Below are 24665 nucleotides of genomic sequence, written 5' to 3'. Positions count from 1 at the left end.
CGTTATGAAAAAAACAATCATTAAACAACTTACCAACTTATCTGACTTTTTTGTATCTGGCTGCTGCTTCGGTATGAGCTCAGAATTTAAAATCCCTGAAAAATTAAAAAAATAATTAACTAGTTATGCTATAATTTGGAAAAAATCAATGGGAGCGGTACTTTATGTTTTTATGGTCCATAGCGTTGCAATACTTGATTTATACGATTTGTATATTACTCATTGAACACCAAATTAAAAATAAAATCTTTTTTGCAGGAGTCATCCTGCTATCTTGTTTCTTACTAGGTTTTATTTATCCGACTTTAGGGATTTTTACTGCCTTATTTGCTATTGGAATGCTGATGCTTACATTTTTCTTCTTTACGTCTTCACCGCAACGGTTGATTTATGCGCTTCCTTGGGGACTGCTGACATCACTTTTAGGAGATCATTTGGCTAGCATCAGTGATTTTTTTGTTTTGGAATCAGCGGTGATTGAACCTGGAGATTCTTTACAATACTTTCATATTGTCGTATCTGCTGTTTTGGCAGCCTTACTAGCATTTGGCTTTAAGAAAGCTTTAGAGAGATTCTATGGATTAGATCGTCGAATGATTGGCATAATTGGTACATTGATATTATTTACATACTATATCATTATCTTTTACACCCGTTTTTCTGGCGAAACTCCTGAAGTCTTAGCTTTAAATACCAGTTTCTTTATATTTTATCTTTGTTTTGGTGTAATCATCCTTGTCTACTATTGGAAAATTTCGAATAAAAAAATGGCAGACCAACTATTAGAACAACGGATTCAACTTCAACAAGACTATATCAAAGATCTTGAAAAGAACTACCAAGATTTACGGGAATTTAAGCATGACTATCAGAACTTACTTTTTTCGATGAATAGCTATCTTGAGGAGGGGGATCTTGACGGATTACGAAAGTATTATGATCAAAATATCTTACCTACTCGGCAAATGATGCAACTTTTCCCAGCTAATCTCAGTCTTCTAGACAATATGAAGAATCGGGATATAAGAAGTTTGCTTTCTTTGAAGCTTATGATGGCGCAAGAAAAAGGCTTGTCTGTTCAACTTGTATTTCCTGATGAAATCAAGCTTGATAAAAAGCATACGGTCAACCTTGTTCGTATGTTAGGGATTATATTAGATAATGCTATTGAAGGTGCTTCGATTACTAAAAAGAAAAAAATAGAATTGATCGTACTTAAAAAGAATAACTCGGTGATTATCCGTGTAATAAATACTACTTTGAATACTCTTCCCCTGAACAAACTGAAACAACAAGGCTTTTCAACTAAAAGCAATCCAAAAAATGAAGGGTTGGGATTATTCATCCTTGATGAATTAACCAAGCTAAATCCTTATATCTTTTTGGAAACTTCGATTGAAAACCAACGTTTTTCTCAAACAATTTATATACAAATGAAATAAAGGAGTAAATTTATGATTCCCATTTATATTTGCGAAGATGACATGAAGCAATTAGAAGTAATCTCTGCTGTAATCAAAAATCGAATCATGATTGAAAATTTGGATAGTTATGTCCATGTAGCTACTTCCGATCCAATGGAACTTCTTCAAGCTGCTAGAGTTCGCACCTCATCTTTTGGCATTTATTTTTTAGACATTGAATTAAAAGATAGTGAGCTAGACGGTATCATGATCGGCAAACATATACGGGATCTCGATCCATTAGGGAAAATCATCTATGTGACTTCCCACACGGATCTTTCGATGACTATCCTGAAAAGCAATATCGAACCAACTGATTATATTATCAAAGAAGATGTCTTTGACCTAAAAGAAAACGTCGAACGGATTTTGAGCAAGATTTTCGAGGATGTCCAAACTACACCTCTTCAAAAAGATATTTTTAAAATCGAATTCAACGATGAAATAAAGTTTTTACCAATCAAAGATATTCAATATTTTTCGACGTCACCCGGTACACCGCATAAATTAGAAGTCCATTTGACACATGCGCAAATGCAATTTTACGATAAAATCAAAGAAATCGAAAAAATGAATCAGCATTTCATTCGCTGTCATAAGTCTTATGTGATCAACACACAAAATGTTCGGACGATCAATAAGAAGACCCGTGAAATCACTTTAGCTAATGGTGAAGTGATCCCCGCTTCTGTCCGTGGTCTAAAAAAACTGATTTCTTAACTTTATAATAACTCCCCTTTCTTTTTTACGCTCTAGGTCAAATAGTGTTGCTTTGAATTAAATCATGAAAAGGAGACGTTCCGGCGTTTCCTTTTTTGTGTGATTAAATGATTTCGCAAAAATCTTGCTAGATCAGAATTCTCTTTCTAAGGTGACGAAAGGTTCTAAAACCAAATGCGATTCTTTTTATGATTTTGGTCAGTATGAGGGAAGTAACAAAATCAGCAAGGTAGTCGATAGTGATAACAAGGTTTTAGTTGCTGAATTTTCAAATTTTGTAGCTTCCGAAACGGTAGCCGTTACTAGAACAGATAAAGAGGTTATTGTAGAGAAAACTGCAAAAGGATATAATGGGAAAAACAAAGTTACATGAGAGAGTTATCCGTTAGCTACGAAGGATGAGAATTTTAAAGGTAGAATTACACCACAATCGTCCTATAGATCTTGGAGACATCCAAATTTGCAATAGGAATTCATGTTTTTTCAACACTTACTAATTTTGGTGTTTCAGCTTTAGTAACTTTTATAGCTGGAATTTTTTGTATTGCGAGGTCAGAAGCTAGGCTACTGCTTGATTATATGGATGCAAAAGGTTTGTTTACTGGTTCTGCGGTTGCTGCTGCATTAGATACAAGTGGAAATGGTTGGATTGGTTTGTATATTCGAGATGTATGGAATGTTTCTAAAGCAGTAGATATTGGAACACAATATAAGACGATGTAAGGGGGAAACATGAAAAAAGCGGATGCTAAATCTATAATAAGTATATTTGTAGGTGTATTTCTTTTAATGGGTGTTATCGAATTTATTTTTAAAAGAAATCATTCATTTATTCTTTCTAATCATTATTTTGAGTTTCTGTTAGGTTTTATTGTTATGAAAGCTTTTCCTATTGGTAGAGGATGGGCAAAAGTAAGATATTTTACTTTAGTTTTTCTAAGTTTTTATCTGCCAATAAAGATTGGGGACTTATTAAGTGTTGAGGGATTAAATATTACACTAGGAACATATCTTATTGTTTTAGGTATCTTTCTTTTGATTGTTGGTCCATTTTTTTATCGAAGAATTGCTCATAGAGTGAAATAATTGTTTTGAGTGGAGTAAGTGATAAACTGTGATTATGTTAATTTATTAAGGATTAGAAAATGAGAGAGAGATTCTAAGGTCATTTCAGAATTTTGTGTGGGGGATTATCCGTTAAAACGCGCTGAAAAAACGTCAAAATATAACGAATAGGTTATTTTTAAATTGAGTAATTTCACAAACTTTTAAAAAGAGAAAATGAGTAAGGATCTATCATTTTTAACTAGACCAATTTCATTTCACAAAGTTGGATGTAAAAGGGCTTGGTAACACTGGTACTTGGTAGTATACACATTATGTATACTAACTAAATAAATAACATTTTCAATCCTCTGGTAATTACTTGTAATTACTCTCTTTTTTTGTTACGATGTACTTACTAAGTAATTACTATTTATTGGAAATGAGGAGTATATATGATTACAAAAACAAGAAAACAAGGTAATTCTATTATGTTGACAGTTCCTAAAGACTTTAATATTCCGAATGGAGTAGAAGTCGAGGCAAAACTTGTAGAAAATGGCATTCTTTATGAATTTGTTGAACCACAAAAGGAATTCTTTGATTTTAGTGAAGATATTTTGTCTGATATAATCGCAGAAGGCTACGATAAAGATAAAATCCTTGTAGAGTTTAAGAATAGAAAAAACAAAATGGTTTCTTCTTTTAGTAATATTGCTACAGATACACTTACTAATTCTAAGGCTATGACTAAAGAGGAGTTGGCAAAAGAAATTGGGTTATGAGATCGTTCCTTCAAAACATGTCATTAAGTATCTAAAAAAGATAAAAGAAAAGCCTTTAAAAGAGAAATTTTTAAATATTATTTATGACGAGATTGCAATTAATCCATATTCAGGAAGTCAAAAAACTGGGGATTTATCAGGTATTTGGTCTAGGGGATTTACGTATGCAGGAACTACTTATAGAATTGCTTATGAAATTGAAGAAAATATGGTTATTCCTGTATTGTTATGTGGAACCCATGAAAATTTCTATGAGCAGTTAAAGAATATAAAAGAATAATAAGTTTCTGTCTTTTTAGAAGGAATAGGCACGTGTTAGTTTTGTTGATTATTGACCATAAAAACCAAAAAAATAACCATCTAAACACTTTGACAGGAGTTAGATGGTTTGAAAAAAGTTAATAACTGTCACCGTCTTTTTAAGGCTCTAAGTCAAATAGTGTTGTTTTAAGCCAATCAAAAAAGCCCATAGGACACATCCAAGTGAGCCCCCAAACTTAGACCAAAAATCTACCTTTGGGAGCTCACTTCACATATCAAAATTAGGCTTATTTTATTTTTAAGAAGGACTATTGTCCCACTCCGATTATAGAACTATTTTTTAATGTACTATCTCACAACTACTTTGTTTCAAGTGGAATTTTTGTTTAATGCAACATCATTTCTTGTGCAATTTCCTGGCCATTCATTTGTGCTGGATAAAAAGTCGGCCAATTCTCCATTTCTTCTAACAACTTCTCTTGACTCTCATTCCCTAAATAGATATGGAAATGTTCTGAATCACTTGGCTCGATTGAATGATCACTGAATTGGACATAGCGATATGCACTATTTTGTGGTTCTTTCGCCTCAAATAGATAGCGTACACCTTGGTTACCTGTCTGATAATCCAACACTTTTTTACCACTGTAACGGTATTCTGCTTTTTTCACTTCGCCATTTTTAAATGTAAATGTCAACTCGTTCCCCTTGATCGTTATCTTTGCAACATCTGTGTGATAGCCAACTTTATAGTATTCTTTATACTCTTTCGCCGTCTTTTCTGGATTCACTTTTGCCTTGTATTCAAAAACTGGATCTAGTGTTCCATTTTCAAGATAAGTATCTACTGTCTGCCACGCACCGTTGCAATCCAATAACGTACGGTCTTTGACCGCCGAATCTTCAAAGTAGCCGTTGTATACGGTCTTTTCTTCCTGTTCCCATCTATCTTCAAGGGGATTCTCTGTTTCAGTCGTTTTTTGTAACGCTCTCAGATTTTTCTCCATGATCGAAAGGTAGTTTTCTCCCTGTGCCATTTGTTCCTTCGTCAATCCTTCCAACGGATTAAGTACCTCTAAAGAAACTCCTGCTTCATTCGCTAGTGTTTTAGCAATACTACCTTTCGTATTTTCTTCGAAATAGATAGTGCTGATCCCATGTTCCGTTACGAATTCCTTTAATTCTGATATTCGAGAAGCAGAAGGTTCTTCGCTTGAAGATAAGCCCGTAACTGCCAGTTGCTTTAGCCCATACTCCAATGCTAAATAGTTGAACGCTGCATGTTGTGTAACAAATGATTTTTGTTTTGCTTGCCCCAAGGTATCTTGATATTTTTGGTGTAGGTTTTGTAGTTTTGTTAGGTAGTTCTCCGCATTACTTGTAAAAACTTCCTCTTTTTCTGGGTATTGTTTTATCAATTGATTACGTATCGTCTGAACCTGTTTCACTGCTAAACTTGGCGCCAACCAAACATGAGGGTCTAATTCGTGGGTATGCCCCTCCCCTTCATGAGTATGATCATGTCCGTCTTCACTACCTGACAATAAAAGCATTCCTTCTGTTACTTTGATCGACAATACCTTCCCTTCCCGCAAGGTTTCTTGAATTGCTGGAACCCATGTTTCCATATTTTCATCATTATAGACAAATATATCTGCATTTTGGATTTTAGTCATGTCCTTAGCGGATGGTTCATAATCATGTGAATCTGTTCCTGCGGGGATCAATAATTCCACATTTCCTTCTTCCCCAACGATTTCTTTAGTGAACTCATACATTGGGTAAAAGGTTGTCAACACTTGCAGCTCTTCATTTTTCCCAGCTTCTTGGTTACTTCCGCAACTAGCAAGGAGACCAACTAATAATACCCCACTTAACAAACCAATCAAACGTCTCATCTTTGTTACACTCCTTCTCATCTTCTTTCTTTGTTCTTTTACGATTAACTCCATTAAATCGTAATCGTTACGTTTTAATAACAAGAATAAATTTAGCATATCTCTAAAACATAGGTCAAGTATTTTTTGGTTATTTAATCGTTGATTTGAACATCCGAACCTTTATCATTTTCTTTTTGGCCCTATTTCCGACTATAATGAAATAAATCATCTCTCACTTTAGTAAAATTTTTATGTACTTACTTGTTTGAGATGTTCTGACTTATTAGAAAGGAGAAAAAAAGTGGAAAATAAATCCAAAGAAAATTCACGGTTCATACGGTTTTTAGGGGGAAAAACTTCTTACTATGTTTTAGGTTTATTGATCATGTTGGCTTTAGTCATTTACATTTTCCAAAAGGTTGGCTTTGTTTTTAAACCATTTATTGTGATTTTTGCTACTGCCTTACCACCTGTTTTATTTGCTTTAATTCTATATTATTTATTAGATCCTTTAATCAAACGTTTGAATAAAAAACTATCCAGAAATCTATCAGTGGTTATTGTTTATATCGTTATTTTGATGCTGATCGGACTAGGAAGCATCTGGCTGATCCCATTTCTGCAGCATCAGGCTAAAACACTGATTGCGAGTTTCCCGGACTTATTCGCTGATTTTCAGCAGACACTAAAACAATTTTTGGCGCAAACACCATTTTCAGATGCGTTCAATCAATTTTTTTCATCTATTGATGATCTTACTTCAAATTTTACCTCCTTCATTGGAGATTATTGGGAAAGCGGGGCTAAGAGTTTAGGGAACATCTTTTCAGCAGTCACCACTACTTTTATTACATTATTTACTGGCCCGATCATTGCCTTTTTCCTATTGAAAGATCCTCATAAATTTTATCAATCAGTCTTAGGAATCGTTCCACCTAAATTCCGTACGGATTTTCAAACATTGACAAAAATCGCCAATCAGCAACTCGGTGCATTTTTGAAAGGACAAATCATCGCTTCTTTCATTTTAGGTGCTGTCTATTGGGTGACTTTTTTATTGATTGGTTTAGAATTCGCAAGTATATTAGCGATTGCTGCAGGTATTCTATGTATTATTCCCTATATCGGTCCTTTTATCGCCTTCTTTCCTGGTCTATTTATTGCCTTTCAGGATTCAACGTTTATGGCGATAAAATTTATCCTTGTCTGGTTTATCGTGCAACTACTCCATGGCGATCTAGTCGTTCCGCGAGTGATGGGCAATCGTTTACAGATCCATCCGATTACGATTCTGATCGTTCTACTAGTCATGGGTGATTTGTTAGGACTTATGGGTGTCATTTTTGGTATTCCGATCTACACGCTGATCAAATTGCTTGTCGTCTTTACTTTTAGGAAATTCAAGCAACGCTACAACAAGTTCTACGGTGATCAAGGTGTTTATCAAAAAGCAGATTTTTCAGAGAAAGATTACCTAGATAAAGAATAACTATAAATTAGGTACAAAAATGAGATAATCCTACTGAGTAAAGAGAACTACAATTTTTGTCTCTATGATTTATGGGGCTGAAAAATCAGAGTTGATTCTTTAGCCCCATTTTTCATTTTAGGTATAAAAAAAACAGTGATTATCAATGCCCTACTTTCTCTCGCACCTTGTGCTTGTAAAACTGCAATTTTTTTGCAAAATAATGACATTTTCCTTTATGGAGAAACTTTGTACATTAAAGGCGATAAAAACTAAAATAATAGCGTATAATAAAGATAATTTATTTTTACTGGAGTAAAAAAAATGGAGAGTAAATTCGCTAAAGAAACCGTTATCATGTCTAGGTTGCAAATCATGTTTAGCTGTCTGGCAATAGTTTCTATCCCATTATTTTACGGCGGATATATTGCAATCTGGGCTCCAATCACGTTGTTTTTTTTAGTGATCTTTTACTTAGGACTACTAATAATGAAAATAAAAAAAGGTTGATTTTGAAAAGAGGCTAGGACAGAAGTGTTTCTTACTTTTGTCCTAGCCTCTTCATTTGTACCTCTTACGCAACGCATCCGTTTTTCTTGATAAAGAACTATTTTTTGAAGTAACCTATTTCGAGTATTTTTCTAGTTATTCTTTCAATAATGCAATGGCTTGATATGGTTTCAATTTCAACTCACGTTCAACGATTGTTCCATCGTAATTATCGATCAATATCTTGGAGTCTAAAAATTCTTCTGGTAATGAAATAGTCGTTTCTTTACCGTAGAAATTAGTAAATACGATTACTTTCTTTTCTTCATATTGCCGTAAAAAACTATATACTTGTGGATGTTCCGGCTGGTATGCCTGATAACTTCCCAAGGAAATTACTGGATACTGCTTTCTCAATCGGATCAATTTTTGATAATAATTGAAAATAGATTGCGGAGAAGCAAGCTCTTTTTCAACATTGATATCCCCATAGCTTTCTGCTACCTTTAACCATGGTTTTCCCAATGTAAACCCAGCGTTTTCACCGGCTGTCCACTGCATCGGTGTACGTGAATTATCTCTTGATTTGGCTTTGATCCGGCGGAAAGCTTCTTTTTCTGATAAGCCTTTTTCCAGTAATAGCTGATACGCATTTAAACATTCGATATCCACATAATCAGCAACCGAATCAAAGTCAGGATCGATCATGCCGATTTCTTCGCCCATATAGATATAAGGCGTTCCCCGATTTAAATGAATCATAGTTGCTAGCATTTCTGCCCCTTGTTTTCGGTAGGCATCAACTGCTACAAAACGGTTCAGTGCACGCGGTTGGTCGTGATTATTCAAAAATAAAGCATTCCAACCATTCCCACCACTCATCTCTTCTCCCCAAGTATGGAACAATCGTTTTAATTCTTCAAAATCAAACGGCGGAGTGGTCCACTTGTCCCCATTTTCATAATCAACTTTCAGATGATGAAAATTGAAAACCATGGAAAGTTCATTCCGACTCGGTTCTGTATATAAAATGCAGTTCTCAACGGTTGTTGAACTCATTTCGCCTACAGTGATGATCTCTGCGTCTTGACCAAATGTTTCTTTGTTCAACCGTTGAAGATACGTATGGGTGATTGGTTTATCCGTGTATTCTGGTTTACCTTGGTTCTCTGAATTGTTTTTCAAAACTTCATCTTTTCCAATGACATTGATAACATCAAAACGGAAGCCTTTGACTCCTTTGCTCATCCAAAAACGAACGACCTTGAATAACTCTTCTTGGACCGCTTCATTTCGCCAATTTAAGTCTGCTTGTGTTTTGTCATATAAATGCAAGTAGTATTTGCCATTGTCCCCAAAAGGCGCCCAAGCATTCCCACCAAATTTAGATATCCAATCAGTTGGTTCATCTCTTAGAATAAAAAAATCTTGATAGAATGGATCACCTGCTAAAGCTTTTTGAAACCATTCATGTTCAATCGACACATGATTCAATACCATATCCAACATTATTTCGATCTGATAACTTTTAGCTTCAGCTACTAATGATTCAAATTCCTCCATTGTTCCAAAAAGAGGATCGATCGCGATATAATTGGAAATATCATACCCATTATCTTTTTGCGGACTTGGGTAAATAGGGTTCAACCAGATCATATCAATGCCCAATTCATGTAGATAAGGAAGTTTTTCTTTGATGCCTGCTAGATCGCCAATCCCATCACCATTGCTATCGCGATAAGATTTAGGATAAATTTGATAAATGACTTTGTCTTTGAATGTCATATTGATTTGCCTCCAATCAACTGATCGCCAACTTATATATACAAGTTTCTAAATTCATTATAACCAAAAAGGAAGCGTTTGTAAAACTTTTGCTCAATAGTTCTCCAAATCCTTTAGACAACGACTCACTCAAAAGAAAGAGCACCTCTTTTTTGAGACCGTTCACTATTCAAAGAGACAATGGTCAAAAAAATAAGCCGGCACAACTCGCAAATAAACGACGATTGCGAGTTGCACAGGCTTTTAGAACGAAACATTCTACAATTTTGTTTCCTTCTATTCATTTGATTTTAGTGCATCGATCATATTGATATGTTTTAACTTGAAGTGAGTCACGATCATTACGATCACGGTAAACAAGATCGTTAAAATACTTGAAAGTGCATAAGCTTTCCAAGTAATCACTAATGGAAAGATGACATTTTCCATAGAGGCTTGTCTTAAAATGAAGTCCGTCAATACATACCCAATACCAAATCCACCAATAATACCAAGCAAGGTGAAAATAATGTTTTCTCTAACAATATACATCGTCACTTCTTTATCGAAGAATCCTAGTACTTTGATCGTAGACAATTCACGTACCCGCTCGGAGATGTTGATGTTCGTTAAATTGTACAATACAATAAACGCTAATAAACCAGATAAAACGACAAAGATCAAAACAACGGAATCTAAGTTTGCCATAGATTCTTCCTGTGTTTCTATTTGTTTTGAAACAAAGGAGGTGTTCGTCACGCTACCCGTTTCTAATAATTTTTCTGATAAATGATCCTCTTGGTCTTTTGTCATAGCAGCTGTTTGAACTAAAAAAGCATTTGTTTCAGCAGATTTTCCCGATACTTTGTGGTAATAGTCCGCACTCATATAAACAAAATTCCCTAAATAATTCTGTAAAACTTCACGGATTTTTACTTTTAACTCTTTTTGATCATCTGTGTATAAAGAAACAGTATCGCCTTTAGCTAGACCAAACAACTCCGCCGCTTTTTGTGTGATCGCGATACCATCATTCGGTAATTCCCGAGCTTGTCCATCTGTTCCTAGCAGATGGATAAAGTTTTCTAGCTGGTTCTTCTCTTTTGGTGCAATCATCGTCAGGCTTTGCGAGGCTTGCCCTTTTTCCCGCAACTCAAGTGTCTGCATGTCGACCGCGAGAAGCGCCTTGAACTTAGGATCGTCTTCTAATGTCTGTTTTGCTGTATCTGCACTTTTATCAGCGCTTTGGTCGATCGTGACAATTGCTTGATAGTCTGTGATTGGTCCGAATTGTTTCTCGGAAACCGAACTTAACGAGTCTTTCAGCCCTACTCCGGCTACCATCAAACCCGCACAACCAGCAATTCCGATAATCGCCATCAGCATTCTTGATTTATATCGAAAAAGATTGCGATAACTGATTTTTTGATTAAAGCTAAGTCGAGACCACAGTGGCTTAATATACTCTAACAAAATCCGTTTTCCTGGTTTTGGTGCTTTGGGTTGGAGAAGAGCAGCTGGCTTTTCTCGTAGATCTTTAAATAAAACAATCATCGCCGCGCCAAACGCTGCAATAAAGAAAGCAACTGCTGCTTGAATAATTGGCGCCCAATCATAAAAGATAACGGCTGAACCAATATCATATTGCTCATTTGACAGTTCAAAGATGATTCTTGGCAACAAATTGGTTCCCAGTACCGTTCCTAAAAGTATGCCAATTCCAGAAGCAAGTGTGGCATAAATCGCATATTTTTTGGCAATCTCCAATTTTGTATAGCCTAATGCTTTTAACGCACCAATTTCTCTGCGATTTTCTTCGACCATTCGTGTCATCGTCGTAAAAGTGATCAATGCCGCAATAAAGAAGAAAAATACTGGAAAGACATTTGCAATAGCAGCAATACGTTCAGCTAGATCTCCAAATTCCTGAAAGCCAACATTTTCAGATCGTTCCTGATAACGGTAGGTCGGCTTTTCTAACGTATTGATTTTCTCTTGTTTTTCTTTGATCGTCTCTTCTGATTCAGTGAGTTTTTGCTGTTGTTCTGCTAATGCTTGTTCTTGTTGCGCTAATTGTGCTTGCTGTTCAGAAAGCTGGTTCAAAGCTGTGTCACGCTGTGCTTCAGGCAGTTGCTCGATTGCCGCCATTTGTTGCGTCATTTGTGTTTTTGCAGACTCAAGTTGGCTAACTGCTGCATCCAATTGACTTTGGCTATCCTCGATTTTTTGTTTCGCAGGTTGTAAGTCTGCTGTTGCTTGTTTTTTGAGCTCATCCAGCCGTTGTGTTGGTCTGTCCTGAAAGATTGTTTCAACAGTTTCCTGATTTTTAGCCATTCGATCTTCATAGGCTTGGCTGTAAGTATCTAAATCTGTAACATTGGTGAATGTAAGATAGATAACGGAATCAATCGTTGTGTTGAAGTCTGATTCTGGCAGATAAGCAAAGTAATCCACTCTTCCGTTACCAACATTTGCGTAACCACGTTCTAAATTATTGATAAATAAGGGAGAACGCACAAAACCCACGACTTTGTATTCTTTTTGAACTAGATCTTCGGAATCGATCGTATAAGAATCCCCTATTTTATAGCCTGAATTTTTGGCTTTTTCGTCTAAGACTATTTCCCCTTGTTTTTCAGGTAGATGCCCTTCAACAACCTTCAATTTATTTTGTTTTGCGGTATCCGTATACGAGAAAATCTGTGCCACTTCGTTTTTTTGGGCATTTGCGTAATAGATCTGTTTGCCTGTCTCAACTTGCGCATGGGGGATTTTTTTGGCTTGTGTCAAGTCGTCTTCAGTCAATCCAGCTGTGGAAATCACTTGTAGATCCGACAAATTTTTCTGATCAACATAGTGATCCATCGTTTTTTGCATGACTGGACCAGCTGTTTTAACTCCTACGAAAAGTAGCGTTCCTAGCATAATGATCAACACAATCGCAATAAATCGTCCTTTTGACTGCTTTATTTCTCTAAAGCTTGCTTTAAGATATGTTTTTGTTTTCATAACTATCTCCTTACCATACAAGATCATCAATGGATGAAGGAGTATCATTGATTTCAACGGAGCGGACCTTTGCATCATTGATACGGATCACTCGGTCTGCGATTGGAGCTAAAGCAGAATTATGTGTGATGATCAACACTGTATTTCCATGCTCTCTACTGGCATTTTGCAATAGTTTCAACACTTGTTTTCCTGTTTCAAAATCTAACGCCCCAGTTGGTTCATCACACAACAATAGTTTTGGATTTTTGGCTAGTGCCCGTGCAATCGAAACACGTTGCTGCTCACCACCAGATAATTGTGAAGGGAAATTTTCCAAACGATGGGCTAACCCTACTTGCCCCAACACTTCTTCTGGATCTAGTGCATCCGGTGAAACTTCAGTAGCAAGTTCGACATTTTCTTTGGCAGTCAGATTAGGAACAAGATTATAAAATTGAAACACAAAACCAACATCTGTTCTTCGATAGGCTGTCAATTGTTTGTCATTGAACTGCGCAATATCTATCCCATCAATAATGATTTGTCCTTCATCTGGTTGATCCATACCACCTAATATATTTAAAACAGTTGATTTTCCCGCCCCACTTGGTCCAAGAATAATCACCAGTTCACCTTTTTTAATGGAGAAAGAAATATCTTCATTCGCTGTGATCGTTGTTTCTCCCATTTTGTAGCGCTTAAACTCGTTTTTTACTTCTACATACTCCATTCGTATTCTCCTATCTTCACGATATTTCTTTTTCGTATACGTTTTCTTCTCTTTATTCTACCATTGAACGCTACTAGACTAAAGGCAGGAACAAGTATTCATTGACAAATAAACAAAATATGATTTACTTACAGGGAAACAATCTATTTTTGAAAGAAGGACAACCATGAATACAATAAAGTCACTTGACCTTGTACTTGATCATACCGCATTTGTCGCGATTGATCTTCAAAAAGGGATTCTCGGTTCAGGACAATTGTTCCCTAATGATGCCGCTACTGTTTTAGCAAATAATGTAGAACTGGCACAACACTTGAAAAATACTGACGCGTTAAATGTCTTAGTCAATGTAGATATCACTGAATTCCGCTATTTGAGTACTAAAAACGAATTAGCTAAACAAGCAGCAGTCCCTGTTATCCCAAAGGAATTTACAGATTTGCTGTTAGCTCCCTATTTAGAGGATACAACAAATACATTGACCGTCACAAAATACAATCCTAGCGCTTTTTTTGGTACTTCTTTAGATCTCCAGCTTCGCCGCCGTCAAATCGACACGATTATTTTGTCTGGCGTTGCTACGTCTAATGGCGTATACGCAACTGCGTTAGACGCATTTCAACATGGCTATCATGTCATCGTGGTCGAAGATGCTTGTGCAGATAGAGATCTTGAGTTACATCACGTCTTTTTTGAAAAAATCTTCCCTAAAACGGTCCGAATCCGTTCTACGAAAGAAGTTATTTCAGCAATCGAAAAGGCGAAGGAATAATGGTGCAACTACGCATTCTTTCCATTTACTTCTTTCATTTTTCATGGGAAAATAGCGTTAATAGCTAGATAGGAGTAGTAAGTATGGGGAAAAAAAAGATAACGATCAAAGACGTAGCGAAACACTCTGGTGTATCGATTGCTACTGTCTCATTGATTTTAAATGGTAATGAAGCAAAATTTAGTCCAAAAACGGTCGAAAAAGTCTTTGCTTCAAAAAAGGAATTAGGGTATCAGCCCGATTATCTTGCCCGCCAGATGATCACAAAAGAAACAAAAACTATCGGTGTCCTCGTTCCAGACATCACGAACCCTTTTTTCAATATATTGATGCGGGGAATCGAAGAGGTTTTGTATCAGCAACATTTTGTGACGATCCTATGCAATGCTGATTCTGATCATCAAAAAGAAATTGAGTATCTAGCTGAACTTACACGACGTGGAGTAGATGGATTCATCATCGCCACTTCTGCCATCTCGACATCAGCAATCAATGAAAATTTAAAAAAGCATGGACGTCCTTACATCGTGCTCGATCAAAAAAAATCACATGGATTCAGTGACTCTGTCCGAACAGATGATTTTCGTGGTGGATATCTTGCAGGTGTTCATTTATTATCGCTAGGCCATGAAAATATTGCGCTTGTTTACCCTGAGAATCCACCAGAAAATATCCAGCTACGAATTGAAGGATTCAAACACGCATTAGACTTCTACCAATATTCTCACGATCAGTTACTGCTATTGCCCACACTGTTTTCCAAGCAAGGTGGGTATCAAGCTGTACCAAGCATCATTGAATCTGCGACAACTGCAATTTTCGCATTGAATGATGAATTAGCTTTTGGTCTTTATCGCGGACTGGAGGAGAAAGGTAAATCAATTCCTGATGATTACAGTATCATCGGCTATGATAACATCGACATGTGTGAATATGTTAAACCTAAACTCACCACTATCGCACAACCAATCGTTGAGTTGGGCAAAGCTTCTGCTAAATTATTATTATCGCGGATCCAATCGCCCACTAAGGAATGGGAAGAAGAACTATTACCTGTAAAATTAGAAAAAAGAGCTTCGACTGCTCCATTAAAAAAAACATAACAAGAGGAACTTGCCAAAACATGTGCGACAAATTTCATGTTTTGACAAGTTTTTTACGTTTTACGCCCGTTATTTTTACAAATATTTTGTAGAATTGCTCCACCTTTGGTACAATTTAATTAGCATGACCATTTCCCCCCATTTGTTCCCCCAACAAATAAATGGTAGTGCCTTATACTGAATATCAAAGCATTGAGAGTAACGACTCAGTGCTTTTATCGAATGGCAAACGCAGAGTCAATTTACTGAAAGTACAAATTCACTGCTGTTATGAAAAATAAAAGACTACGCTACTAAACGTTTAAAAGAAAAGGAGTATCTGATTATGAACAAAAATAAAGCAATACGCCTACTCGCCACATCATGGCTGATTGCTCCAACTATTTTGTCGACACAGTCTGTGTTTGCAGATGAACAATCGGCACAGACAACTGAAAGCTCAATCGTCGCCCAAAAAACGACAAACTCTTCCACTCTTACCAGTTCAGATCTAACTGATTCATCTTCTACTGGAACAGCCACAACAAGTTCTTCGATGACTGAATCGTCTACTAGTTCTTCTACAACTGAGTCATCTACAACCGAATCGTCTACTACTGATTCATCAGAATCACCAGATGGGTCAACAGAAGAAACAGCTACGCGTACAGTTACGATTGATCCGACCTTATTAGGAAAAATCAAATTAAGTACCATCGCTACAGACACTACAGAAGAAAAAGAATTGACGATTGATTCATCTGGAGTAGTTAGAGGATTGAAAGAGGGCACTAAGATTGCCTATGAAATCACCCCTTCAAAAGATGAAAAATTAGTCTCTTTCGAAGTGAACGGTGCGCAAGAAGTCGACTATCAGCAACATACCTTTACTATTGGCGTCATCGACATGACACTTTCTGCTAAATTCGAATCAACTACAGAAACATCGAATGGCGGATCAACAGGATCAAACGGAGGCTCAACTGGATCTTCTAATGGTTCGAATACTGGTGGATCAACAAACCAAAACAGTGGCAATAATGGAAATCCTGGTAATTCTAGCAAACCAAATGGAAATTCGAACAATCAGTCAAAACCTTCGACTGCTACAAACAATGACTCAGTTGTTTCCGCAAACAATGGCGGTGGCTCTAATAGTCAATCTAACAACCAACAGCCTTCTGGTTCAACAGGTCAAGCAGGCATCGAAAATCCGGGAACTAATTCTTCTGATTTTGTTGTCAAAACACCGATTGAATCTCTTTTACCAGCCAACACGACTGCTGTCCAACAGGCAATCGTCAGAGAAGCTTATAAGTATTTAGGTAGTCCCTATGTTTGGGGTGCAAAAGGTCCATCCACATTTGATTGTTCCGGTCTAGCTTATTATGTTTACATGCAAGCTACAGGTCACTATATTGGTGGCTGGACTGGTGAACAACAATATTCCGGTACGCAAATTCCTGTGGACCAAGCACAGCCTGGAGATTTAGTATTCTGGGGACCTTCTTCTGGTGTTACACATCACGTTGGTATCTATCTTGGAAACGGCTTATACATCCATGCACCTCAACCAGGTGATAAAGTACGGATCACTTCGATCGCCGATTATGCACCTGATTTCGCTGTCCGTGTGAATATTGCAGGTTTACCAATTGCAAATGGTTCTCTAGCAAATTCATCTATTTTAGATGGCCTTGGAGATTTCAACTTTTCAAAAAATCAAACGACTGATCAATTTTTGAAAAAAATTGCCGATAGTGCTCAAGAAATCGGACAAAAAGACGGTATCTACGCTTCCGTTATGATGGCTCAAGCAATTCTAGAAAGTGGCTCAGGAAACAGCTTATTATCCAGTGAACCAAACTTTAATCTGTTTGGTATCAAAGGGGATTATCAAGGAAAAAGTGTTTCATTCAATACACTAGAACAAGACGAATCGGGTTCAAACTACCAAATCCGAGCATCTTTCCGCCAATATCCATCTTATAAAGAAAGTCTAGAAGATTATGCAAAATTAATCAAAAATGGATTGTCTCATAACAAAGATTTTTATAAACCCACATGGAAATCAGAAGCAAAAACCTATAAAGAAGCAACAAAATATCTAGAAGGCCGCTATGCGACAGATAAACAATACGCAAATAAATTAAATGCGATCATCAAAGCATATGATCTGACAAAATATGATGAGCCTAAGAAAGAAGAAAAATCAGTTGTTGAAACATCTACTAAAAAAGAGTCATTCGTTGTGCCAGTTTCATGGAATAAAAATGAAATGTCACTGACAAACTTAGATGTTTCAAACTTCAAACGAACAGCTAAAAAACCTGACTATTTTTCTACAACTAAAGTATTGACGATCTTTGAGGTACTCCAACGACTATCCGCTAGAGAAATCCCTCAAACTCCAGTGGTCCAGGTCAAAGCAGATACAGTTCCATTACTAAGCATCTTAACGATCGATAACTTACTATGGATCCAAAGCAAATTCAAATAAGCTAAAAAGAACCTACAATATGCGAACCGACTACAAAGTCGACCCGCATACTGTAGGTTCTTCTTTCATTTATTTTTCTCTTTTCAAAACGATACTTGTGTATAGCCATGTAGTCAAGACGTAATAAACAAAGTATAAAACAAAGAAAATCAAAAATGGAATCCAGATATCATGGTACGGATCACTCATCAATACTGTAAACATCTCTAAACCGAAAATAACGTGTATTGCACCTAAGATACCTGGTGCTAGGAAAAGCACGCCAATTTCTCGTCGGATGGACTGTTTCAATAGATTACGTTTAGCACCGATTTTTTCCAACATTTCATATCTGCTGATGTCACTTTTACTTCCTGAAAGGATCTTGAACATCAAGCAACTTGCCAACATCGTCAAGAAGGCGATACCTAGGAAGAAGCCCATAAATTCAAAACCAGAATACATACCGTTGAACAGTTGATACATGGTGAATTTTTGATTGAAGCTTGCATCATTAGTTTGCAACGTTGGATTGTTCTCGCTGTTTTCTTTTACCAATGTTTCAATTTGATCTAGATCAGCAACAAAATCTTTCACTTGAACCAATTGCAGTGTCGTTTGAGGAAGATTCAATTGTTCAAATTCCGTTGACTGCACTACTTTGATTTCTTTACCTTGTTGTTCTGGTAATTCATACGAACGCAATTCATCTTGCATCGGCAACTGCTCCGCTAGATCTTTTGCACTTACTTCTGCGATTTTTGAGTCATTGATTGAATTCCCATTATTTGAAATATATTTCAAAGGTGTTTTTTCAAAGTCACTATAATTGTAATACACATATTGTGCATCTTCTTTTTGAGCATACGTCGCATTGACCTTCAACTGTAAATCAGAAACTTTTTGTTGATCTACTTTTTGTGCATTGTTCAAAATGACATCATAAGCAGAAACCTTATTTGTGAATGTCATAATCTCATTCTTAAATCCTAATCCAACAGTCAACGCACCCAAAGCTAAAGCTAACAGCATCGCTACCATCGACAACATTTGAGTATACTCACGAATTCTAAAACTTAATTGTGACAACGTAAAATTATTCAATTTACGCATTGAAATACTTTCTGTTTTCTTCAATAACGACAAGAAGAAAATAATAACCGAATGGAAAATGAAATAAGTACCTAGAACAATTGTTACTAAAGCTACGACAATAGCCATTAACTGGTATTCTAGTACATGTGCCATCATATAATAACCAATACCTAAGAAAACAATTCCTAGAATAACTTCTAGTAAAAAAAAAAAACTTATGTTGTTTCATTCTAGTTGGTGTTTGATCTGCACGTATCAGTGTCAAGATCGGTTTTTTTACAATTGAGAATGCATTGACAAATGCTGCAAGTAAAAACAAGATTGCAAAAAAGATGGATGTGATAATCAATCCTTTTAGATTCAAAGGTGAAAAATGGGTGATCGTAACATTTAATTGATCGACTAGTAATTTTTGAACGATACTAGTAAGCCCTACACCCAAGACAGAACCAACTACTGTAGCCACTATCCCAACGATAAATGTTTCCGAAAAGATCATTTGTGCAATTTTTCTTCCTTTTGCACCCAACATCATGAACATCGCATAATCTTTTTGCCGCATCGTCATCAAAAATGAATTTGCGTAAAGAATGTAGACAAATGTGATGATCCCCAATAAAACAGAGCCTATCTGAAAGATGATCACTGTCATCGACAAGGATGAATTATGTGTTAAAAAATCTTTATTACTTGCCATCGATTCAAACATATAAAAGATGGCAGATGCCATAACTAAACCTGAAAACAAGACAATGTAATCCCTTAATCGACTTTTGATTCCAGTAAGTGATAGTTTCCAAAGCATTTTCTTTTCCCCCTTACTGTTCCAAATTTCCTAAAATGGATAAGATTTGTCGATAAAAAGAATCTCGACTTTGGTCTCCGCGCTTCACTTCTTGGTGAATGCCCCCATCTTTGATAAATAAAATGCGTTGACAATAACTTGCTGAAAAAGGATCATGGGTAACCAAAAGAATCGACACCTCGTCTTTGGTATTTAGTTCTTCCATCGTATCCAACAAATCACGAGCGCTTTTTGAATCCAAAGCACCTGTTGGTTCATCACCTAATAAGATCGTAGGTTGGGTAATCAAGGCCCGCGCTGCAGCAACCCGTTGTTTTTGACCACCTGATATTTCAGACGGATAACTTTCTAAAATATGAGAAATCGATAAACGTTCAGCAATTTTTTTCACTCGCTGTTTGATCTCTTTTGCCCGAACACCTTGTAAAGAAAGTGGAACTGCAATATTTTCTTGAGCAGTTAAATTTTCTAATAAGTTGAAATCTTGAAAAATAAATCCGATTTCTTTTGATCGAAAATCAGCTAATTGATTTCCCTTTAATTTTGTCACATCTTTTTGATTGATTCGAATCGATCCTTCAGTAGGTTTATCTAATGTAGATAAAATGTTCAATAGTGTGGATTTACCAGAACCAGAAGCACCCATTATACCAATGAATTCGCCTTTTTCTACTTCAAAGCTGATTCCATTCAGTGCTTGAGTCTTTTTCTCATTGTTTTTACCGTATACTTTTGTTACATTTTGAACCTCAACGATTTTTTCCATTTATCCTCTATCCTTTACTTAATTTTTCTTGGGCTGTCTTTGGAATATCTTCCTTTTGAACTTCTTCATACGAAGTTACCCCTTTATTTTTATTCCAGGTGATCTTTAGATAGGCACCTTTTCTCAATGGACGTGGTTGTTGCCCTCTAAATTCTAATGTTTTTTTGCTTCCATCTGCATCATAACCTGGCAGACTATATTTATATCCAACATATTGTTGGCCGTTATCGGATTTGCTGACTTCTTTTTCGCCATTCGTCGTTATTTGTACGTAGTAGCTATCGCCACCCATAACAACGTAGTCTGCCACCTTCATACCTGCAAAAGCAATGATAACAAAAGCGACCAGACCAATTAGAAGTTTTTTCATTTCTTCTCCTTCTTTCAAATTTGATAAGTTCATTATAGTAAAATAAATTGGTCTTTACCTTCGATTCAACTGTCGAGTTTCTTTCAAATTTGTCATTTCTACTACAATAACACGAAAAAAGGTTGAAACAGAAGTGATTGCTTCTGCTTCAGCCTTTTATTCGGATTTTAAGCGTGAAACAAACTTATTCGTTCCACGCTCAAAATTATTTTCTATTTTTCTTGCAGACTTCCAGTATTGATCACTGGCTGCGTACCTTTATCCGTAATGATGGAAACAAGCAAATTATTGATGAGTTGCACTTTCCGATCATCCGTAAAATTGATTTCTTGTCCTTCTTCGATTTGCTCTAATGCCATTTGAGTCATTGTTACAGCACCTTCGACAATCGTCTGTCTAGCAGATAAAATAGCTTTTGCTTGTTGTCGCTGCAACATTGCGCTAGCAATTTCTGTTGCGTAGGCCAAGTGATTCAGTCTAGTTTCTATTACTTCTACTCCTGCAACGGATAAACGTTCTTGCAGTTCCTGTGCTAATTCATCTGAAACTGCTGTCGTATTTCCCCGCAAGGTTAGATCGTCATCATTGAATGTATCATAGGGATACTGACTAGCAATGTGTCGGATCGCTGTTTCACTTTGGATCTCCACGAAATCATGATAATAAGCGACATCAAAAAGTGCCTTCGCCGTATCCACGACTTTGAAAACAACGACCGCAGATATTTCGATCGGATTACCATCTAAATCATTGACTTTCAAAACTGAACTGTTGAAATTGCGTACTTTCAACGAAATACTTATTTTTTGTGCAAAAGGAACAGTCAAGAAAAAGCCGCTTTCTCTAATCGTTCCGATATATTGTCCAAAGAACAAGATGACTTTTGCTTGATTAGGACTGACCACTGTTGCCGAGCTAAGTAAAATAAGTGCTATAAAGAAAAAAATAAAGCCAATAACCGTTGCAAAAGTACTGGAATTCGTCATTCCCAAATAGAACAAGACCGCCCCAGCTCCAACCAATATGATCAAACCTACTAACCCGAGATATCCATTGACATAAACTGCTTTTTTCTCTTTCATTCTTTTTCCTTCTTTCAACCAATATTTTATGTGAACTGTTTCTTTCTAATTCGCGCCATTGCACCTTCAAGCTCTAACTCTTTGTCTTCAGTGATATACCACCCCTGTGTCTGTGGACCTCCAGCAGCTTGTGGAAGATACTCTAAACTTGTTCGCACCCAATGTTTTTCTTCCGTAAAATAATCCTCTACTAAGATTTCTAGATCCATTCCTGCAGATAGAACTAAATTCTCTCGAACAGATTTAAAAATGAATCGCTCTTTTTCTTGGTCATACTTCAAGATTCCCGTATCTAAAATCGGCAAAGAATAATAATCCAGTTCTTTTTTCACTTTCAATAGATTTTTGAATACCTCATTGTACACCTGTTCCATCTGACGACCTTCTGAATTTTTAGGATAATCGATCATGACACGCTCGTTTGATACGTCATAATAATTTTCACTAAGACTCTTTATTTCGTTATGTAATTTTGTTAATTCTATCTCTAGTTTCTGACGTTTTGATTCATCTATTTTCATTGGACTCGTCCACCTTATTTTATCTATGTATTTGTATATTTCTCTCGCATCCCCTATTTTACTATAGTTTTGACAGTTAAGCGATGGAAAAACAGCGAAGAATCCAGTAATTCGTTCTTCGCTGTCTACTAAATACTATTCAGTTTATTATAAGAACAGAATGACCTACTCACTTTTTAGTCATAGTCATTATAATCGTCATAATCTGATTCCGTATCGTCTAATATCTGTACGACACTATTTTGACCAGTTATCGTTAACGTTTTATCCTTTTGACCAAATGATTCTGTAGTTATCTCCTCACCATTTTTTTCAAGATGAGAGTCACCAGAAAGTTGGATATCCAGATTATTTTCTTCCATTTCATAAAGATCTAGATGGCTATTTTGTAAGTCGATCTTGCCCTTGGTACTTGCTGCTAAGCCTTCCAAAGAAAGTTGACTGTCACTGGTTGATACAGCCATTTGTTGAATCGTTGCGTCATTGATATAGATCGATCCTAATTTATCATCTGCTGTAAGCTTGTCTGCGTCAATATTCGTAAGTGTAAGTGCCCCACCATACGTATTCGTGCTGATAGCGTTACTCTTTACTTCATCTAATTCGATTGGACTGTTGTTTCCTTCAATCTTTATTTCTGAAAGAACGATGTTTTTAGGAATCGTGATGATGATTTTTGCTGTGTCATCTTCCACACTGATCAATGTATTCCGTTCTTTTTCATTACCAGCAATAGCTAAAGTATTGTCCTTTACTAAAATAATCGGTTTAGATTTCTTTTCGTGAACAGTTGTTACCTCGAAATCTAGTCCACGCTTGATTATAACTGCTTGATTTTCTGCGGAGATCTCCAATCGATCGATTTTTTTATCTGCGCTGATCTTTTGTGTCTCTTGCGTCATTTCGATCAATTTTGGTCCATTTTCCCATGTTAAATTTTTTTGGGCACCATACGCATAAGTTACTCCGGCAAGCAATCCACCAGTAACCATCAATCCAATTCCCGCTAGTAAAAAATGCTTCAATTTCATTTTTTTCACCTCTACTTTCTACTATATTTTTGAAGGATGGATCGTTCTGTTTGTGACAAATCGTCTTCCTAGCCATTTCACAAAATTCATCATCATCTGGAACAATAGTTTTGTTAATTTTAATAATATTAGAACAAAGAATACTACACTTCCCGTCGCAAACAAGCCCATTCCAACATAGAATAGTCCGCTAGTCACAGATTGTCCCAAAACACCAATACCCGAAATGATCGCAAACAATCCTACACCTAGAATAGAGATACACCCAACATAGATTGCTACGATGAGCAATAGCAAAGCCAGCATCAATCCGAAAATAACTGCAATAAAACCAATTGCGAGAGGAATCAATAACGGTGAAGCACATAACCCGATGATGACCATCCAAATCAAACGTACTTGTCGTTTTGAGCTTTTCGTATTGACTTTTCCTCCATTGGAATCATCCAATTCAGAGAAATAATTGATTTTTAATTTCAGTGCAAACTGTTTAGGGGTGCCATATTCTTCAAGGATCTTCTCCATCGTCTTACCAGAATCTAAAAAATATTCTTCATAATATTGGATTAGATCGAAACGGTCATCCTCAGGGAGTTCTTGAAGTTCATTAAATACTTCATCTAAATATTCATTCATGCTTATTATCCTCCAATAGTCGATTTAGAGAGTCTCGAAACACGATCCATTCATCAATTATATCCTCTAATTGATTATGCCCTAATGAAGTCAATCGATAATAACGGCGATTTCTTCCTTCAAACGGTTCATCATATGTTTCTAAAAAACCTTCTTTTTTCAATCTGCGTAATACTGGATACATAGTAGATTCACTTACAGATAAACTTTCTTGTACGATTTTGGTCAATGCATAACCATACATGTCTTCTTTGCTTAAAGCAGCTAATACTGTCCCATCAAGCAATATCGTCGGAACTTGGATGTGCATTCCTTCACCTTCTTCTATAGATTACAATAATATTTTCTCTCCAATACTATACCATATATAATATTAGTTGTAACAAAAAAAGAGTCTGGGACAATAGTCCTTCTTAAAAAGAATAAACGCC

General features: G+C 36.3%; 23 protein-coding genes and 1 pseudogene. 12 read left to right on the top strand and 12 right to left on the bottom strand.

Features of this window, described 5'->3' with window-relative positions:
- The first annotated feature begins 164 nt into the window (after positions 1–164).
- The 7 genes from ED2_RS10665 (at position 165) to ED2_RS10640 (ending at position 4292) form a co-directional block, all read left to right on the top strand.
- Positions 165–1442, top strand: coding sequence for a sensor histidine kinase (locus tag ED2_RS10665; RefSeq protein WP_005877497.1), 1278 nt, complete (start codon positions 165–167; stop codon positions 1440–1442).
- Between the two features lie 12 nt (positions 1443–1454).
- Positions 1455–2183, top strand: a complete 729-nt coding sequence (locus ED2_RS10660) for a LytR/AlgR family response regulator transcription factor (protein WP_005877495.1) — start codon at positions 1455–1457, stop codon at positions 2181–2183.
- A 124-nt stretch (positions 2184–2307) separates the two neighbouring features.
- A complete protein-coding gene (locus tag ED2_RS10655) occupies positions 2308–2556 on the top strand; it encodes a hypothetical protein (RefSeq protein WP_053109305.1) in 249 nt (82 codons plus the stop codon).
- Positions 2557–2762: 206 nt separating this feature from the next.
- Complete coding sequence (locus tag ED2_RS15720; protein ID WP_155854546.1) at positions 2763–2906, top strand: hypothetical protein; 144 nt, start codon at positions 2763–2765, stop codon at positions 2904–2906.
- A gap of 9 nt (positions 2907–2915) precedes the next feature.
- The gene (locus tag ED2_RS10650) at positions 2916–3269 is read left to right on the top strand and encodes a hypothetical protein (RefSeq protein WP_005877492.1); all 354 of its coding nucleotides are present in this window, start codon (positions 2916–2918) and stop codon (positions 3267–3269) included.
- 413 nt (positions 3270–3682) lie between these two features.
- Entirely contained in the window at positions 3683–4012 is a 330-nt protein-coding gene (locus tag ED2_RS10645) for an AbrB/MazE/SpoVT family DNA-binding domain-containing protein (RefSeq protein ID WP_005877489.1), read from the top strand.
- Positions 4002–4292 (top strand): type II toxin-antitoxin system RelE/ParE family toxin, encoded by a 291-nt coding sequence (locus ED2_RS10640; RefSeq protein ID WP_005877485.1) that lies wholly within the window; start codon positions 4002–4004, stop codon positions 4290–4292. Before ED2_RS10645 ends, ED2_RS10640 begins: the two co-directional genes overlap by 11 nt.
- A gap of 367 nt (positions 4293–4659) precedes the next feature.
- On the opposite strand, the gene ED2_RS10635 is transcribed toward ED2_RS10640, so the two are convergent.
- Positions 4660–6171 carry a zinc ABC transporter substrate-binding protein AdcA gene (locus ED2_RS10635; RefSeq protein ID WP_016177863.1) on the bottom strand — a complete coding sequence of 504 codons (1512 nt, stop codon included), beginning with the start codon at positions 6169–6171 and terminating at the stop codon, positions 4660–4662.
- Between the two features lie 283 nt (positions 6172–6454).
- On the opposite strand from ED2_RS10635, the gene ED2_RS10630 reads away from it, so the two are divergent.
- Together ED2_RS10630 and ED2_RS10625 are read left to right on the top strand one after the other, a co-directional pair.
- Complete coding sequence (locus tag ED2_RS10630; protein WP_016177862.1) at positions 6455–7642, top strand: AI-2E family transporter; 1188 nt, start codon at positions 6455–6457, stop codon at positions 7640–7642.
- Positions 7643–7945: 303 nt separating this feature from the next.
- Positions 7946–8131, top strand: coding sequence for a hypothetical protein (locus ED2_RS10625; protein WP_016177861.1), 186 nt, complete (start codon positions 7946–7948; stop codon positions 8129–8131).
- A gap of 135 nt (positions 8132–8266) precedes the next feature.
- Here ED2_RS10625 and treC read toward each other — a convergent pair whose 3' ends face one another.
- From treC to ED2_RS10610, 3 genes are all read right to left on the bottom strand, one after another.
- The gene (gene treC, locus ED2_RS10620; protein WP_016177860.1) at positions 8267–9895 is read right to left on the bottom strand and encodes an alpha,alpha-phosphotrehalase; all 1629 of its coding nucleotides are present in this window, start codon (positions 9893–9895) and stop codon (positions 8267–8269) included.
- A 276-nt stretch (positions 9896–10171) separates the two neighbouring features.
- Positions 10172–12883 carry an ABC transporter permease gene (locus tag ED2_RS10615; protein WP_016177859.1) on the bottom strand — a complete coding sequence of 904 codons (2712 nt, stop codon included), beginning with the start codon at positions 12881–12883 and terminating at the stop codon, positions 10172–10174.
- 10 nt (positions 12884–12893) lie between these two features.
- Positions 12894–13595 carry an ABC transporter ATP-binding protein gene (locus ED2_RS10610; protein WP_005877471.1) on the bottom strand — a complete coding sequence of 234 codons (702 nt, stop codon included), beginning with the start codon at positions 13593–13595 and terminating at the stop codon, positions 12894–12896.
- Positions 13596–13761: 166 nt separating this feature from the next.
- On the opposite strand from ED2_RS10610, the gene ED2_RS10605 reads away from it, so the two are divergent.
- The 3 genes from ED2_RS10605 to ED2_RS10595 all read left to right on the top strand — a co-directional run bounded on the left by ED2_RS10605 (position 13762) and on the right by ED2_RS10595 (position 17949).
- A complete protein-coding gene (locus ED2_RS10605) occupies positions 13762–14367 on the top strand; it encodes an isochorismatase family protein (RefSeq protein ID WP_005877469.1) in 606 nt (201 codons plus the stop codon).
- A gap of 83 nt (positions 14368–14450) precedes the next feature.
- Positions 14451–15470: a ribose utilization transcriptional repressor RbsR gene (gene rbsR / locus ED2_RS10600; protein WP_005877467.1), complete on the top strand. Its 1020-nt coding sequence runs from the start codon at positions 14451–14453 to the stop codon at positions 15468–15470.
- 325 nt (positions 15471–15795) lie between these two features.
- Positions 15796–17949, top strand: coding sequence for a glucosaminidase domain-containing protein (locus tag ED2_RS10595; protein WP_016177858.1), 2154 nt, complete (start codon positions 15796–15798; stop codon positions 17947–17949).
- A 69-nt stretch (positions 17950–18018) separates the two neighbouring features.
- Here ED2_RS10595 and ED2_RS15035 read toward each other — a convergent pair.
- From ED2_RS15035 to ED2_RS10550, 8 genes and pseudogenes are all read right to left on the bottom strand, one after another.
- Positions 18019–19828 (bottom strand): annotated as a pseudogene (locus ED2_RS15035) (ABC transporter permease).
- A 13-nt stretch (positions 19829–19841) separates the two neighbouring features.
- Positions 19842–20594 (bottom strand): ABC transporter ATP-binding protein, encoded by a 753-nt coding sequence (locus ED2_RS10580; protein ID WP_005877460.1) that lies wholly within the window; start codon positions 20592–20594, stop codon positions 19842–19844.
- A 7-nt stretch (positions 20595–20601) separates the two neighbouring features.
- Positions 20602–20964, bottom strand: coding sequence for a YxeA family protein (locus ED2_RS10575; protein WP_005877459.1), 363 nt, complete (start codon positions 20962–20964; stop codon positions 20602–20604).
- 212 nt (positions 20965–21176) lie between these two features.
- A complete protein-coding gene (locus tag ED2_RS10570) occupies positions 21177–22046 on the bottom strand; it encodes an SPFH domain-containing protein (RefSeq protein WP_005877456.1) in 870 nt (289 codons plus the stop codon).
- A 26-nt stretch (positions 22047–22072) separates the two neighbouring features.
- Positions 22073–22567, bottom strand: a complete 495-nt coding sequence (locus ED2_RS10565) for a DUF5348 domain-containing protein (RefSeq protein ID WP_016177855.1) — start codon at positions 22565–22567, stop codon at positions 22073–22075.
- A 176-nt stretch (positions 22568–22743) separates the two neighbouring features.
- A complete protein-coding gene (locus ED2_RS10560; RefSeq protein ID WP_016177854.1) occupies positions 22744–23598 on the bottom strand; it encodes a DUF4097 family beta strand repeat-containing protein in 855 nt (284 codons plus the stop codon).
- Between the two features lie 21 nt (positions 23599–23619).
- Positions 23620–24234 (bottom strand): DUF1700 domain-containing protein, encoded by a 615-nt coding sequence (locus ED2_RS10555; protein ID WP_016177853.1) that lies wholly within the window; start codon positions 24232–24234, stop codon positions 23620–23622.
- Positions 24227–24544, bottom strand: coding sequence for a PadR family transcriptional regulator (locus ED2_RS10550; protein ID WP_005877447.1), 318 nt, complete (start codon positions 24542–24544; stop codon positions 24227–24229). Before ED2_RS10550 ends, ED2_RS10555 begins: the two co-directional genes overlap by 8 nt.
- Positions 24545–24665: the final 121 nt, after the last annotated feature.

The organism is Enterococcus durans NBRC 100479 = LMG 10746, assembly GCF_001544215.1.
Classification (GTDB): domain Bacteria; phylum Bacillota; class Bacilli; order Lactobacillales; family Enterococcaceae; genus Enterococcus_B; species Enterococcus_B durans.
The sequence above is the reverse complement of the archived record's forward strand: the minus strand, read 5'-3'. Positions and strand labels throughout refer to the sequence as shown.

Coding starts and splice junctions, on each gene's coding strand:
- ED2_RS10665 (WP_005877497.1), top strand. CDS start 165: ATGTTTTTATGGTCCATAGCGTTGCAATACTTGATTTATACGATTTGT.
- ED2_RS10660 (WP_005877495.1), top strand. CDS start 1,455: ATGATTCCCATTTATATTTGCGAAGATGACATGAAGCAATTAGAAGTA.
- ED2_RS15720 (WP_155854546.1), top strand. CDS start 2,763: ATGGATGCAAAAGGTTTGTTTACTGGTTCTGCGGTTGCTGCTGCATTA.
- ED2_RS10650 (WP_005877492.1), top strand. CDS start 2,916: ATGAAAAAAGCGGATGCTAAATCTATAATAAGTATATTTGTAGGTGTA.
- ED2_RS10645 (WP_005877489.1), top strand. CDS start 3,683: ATGATTACAAAAACAAGAAAACAAGGTAATTCTATTATGTTGACAGTT.
- ED2_RS10635 (WP_016177863.1), bottom strand. CDS start 6,171: ATGAGACGTTTGATTGGTTTGTTAAGTGGGGTATTATTAGTTGGTCTC.
- ED2_RS10625 (WP_016177861.1), top strand. CDS start 7,946: ATGGAGAGTAAATTCGCTAAAGAAACCGTTATCATGTCTAGGTTGCAA.
- treC (WP_016177860.1), bottom strand. CDS start 9,895: ATGACATTCAAAGACAAAGTCATTTATCAAATTTATCCTAAATCTTAT.
- ED2_RS10615 (WP_016177859.1), bottom strand. CDS start 12,883: ATGAAAACAAAAACATATCTTAAAGCAAGCTTTAGAGAAATAAAGCAG.
- ED2_RS10610 (WP_005877471.1), bottom strand. CDS start 13,595: ATGGAGTATGTAGAAGTAAAAAACGAGTTTAAGCGCTACAAAATGGGA.
- ED2_RS10605 (WP_005877469.1), top strand. CDS start 13,762: ATGAATACAATAAAGTCACTTGACCTTGTACTTGATCATACCGCATTT.
- rbsR (WP_005877467.1), top strand. CDS start 14,451: ATGGGGAAAAAAAAGATAACGATCAAAGACGTAGCGAAACACTCTGGT.
- ED2_RS10595 (WP_016177858.1), top strand. CDS start 15,796: ATGAACAAAAATAAAGCAATACGCCTACTCGCCACATCATGGCTGATT.
- ED2_RS10580 (WP_005877460.1), bottom strand. CDS start 20,594: ATGGAAAAAATCGTTGAGGTTCAAAATGTAACAAAAGTATACGGTAAA.
- ED2_RS10575 (WP_005877459.1), bottom strand. CDS start 20,964: ATGAAAAAACTTCTAATTGGTCTGGTCGCTTTTGTTATCATTGCTTTT.
- ED2_RS10570 (WP_005877456.1), bottom strand. CDS start 22,046: ATGAAAGAGAAAAAAGCAGTTTATGTCAATGGATATCTCGGGTTAGTA.
- ED2_RS10565 (WP_016177855.1), bottom strand. CDS start 22,567: ATGAAAATAGATGAATCAAAACGTCAGAAACTAGAGATAGAATTAACA.
- ED2_RS10560 (WP_016177854.1), bottom strand. CDS start 23,598: ATGAAATTGAAGCATTTTTTACTAGCGGGAATTGGATTGATGGTTACT.
- ED2_RS10555 (WP_016177853.1), bottom strand. CDS start 24,234: ATGAATGAATATTTAGATGAAGTATTTAATGAACTTCAAGAACTCCCT.
- ED2_RS10550 (WP_005877447.1), bottom strand. CDS start 24,544: ATGCACATCCAAGTTCCGACGATATTGCTTGATGGGACAGTATTAGCT.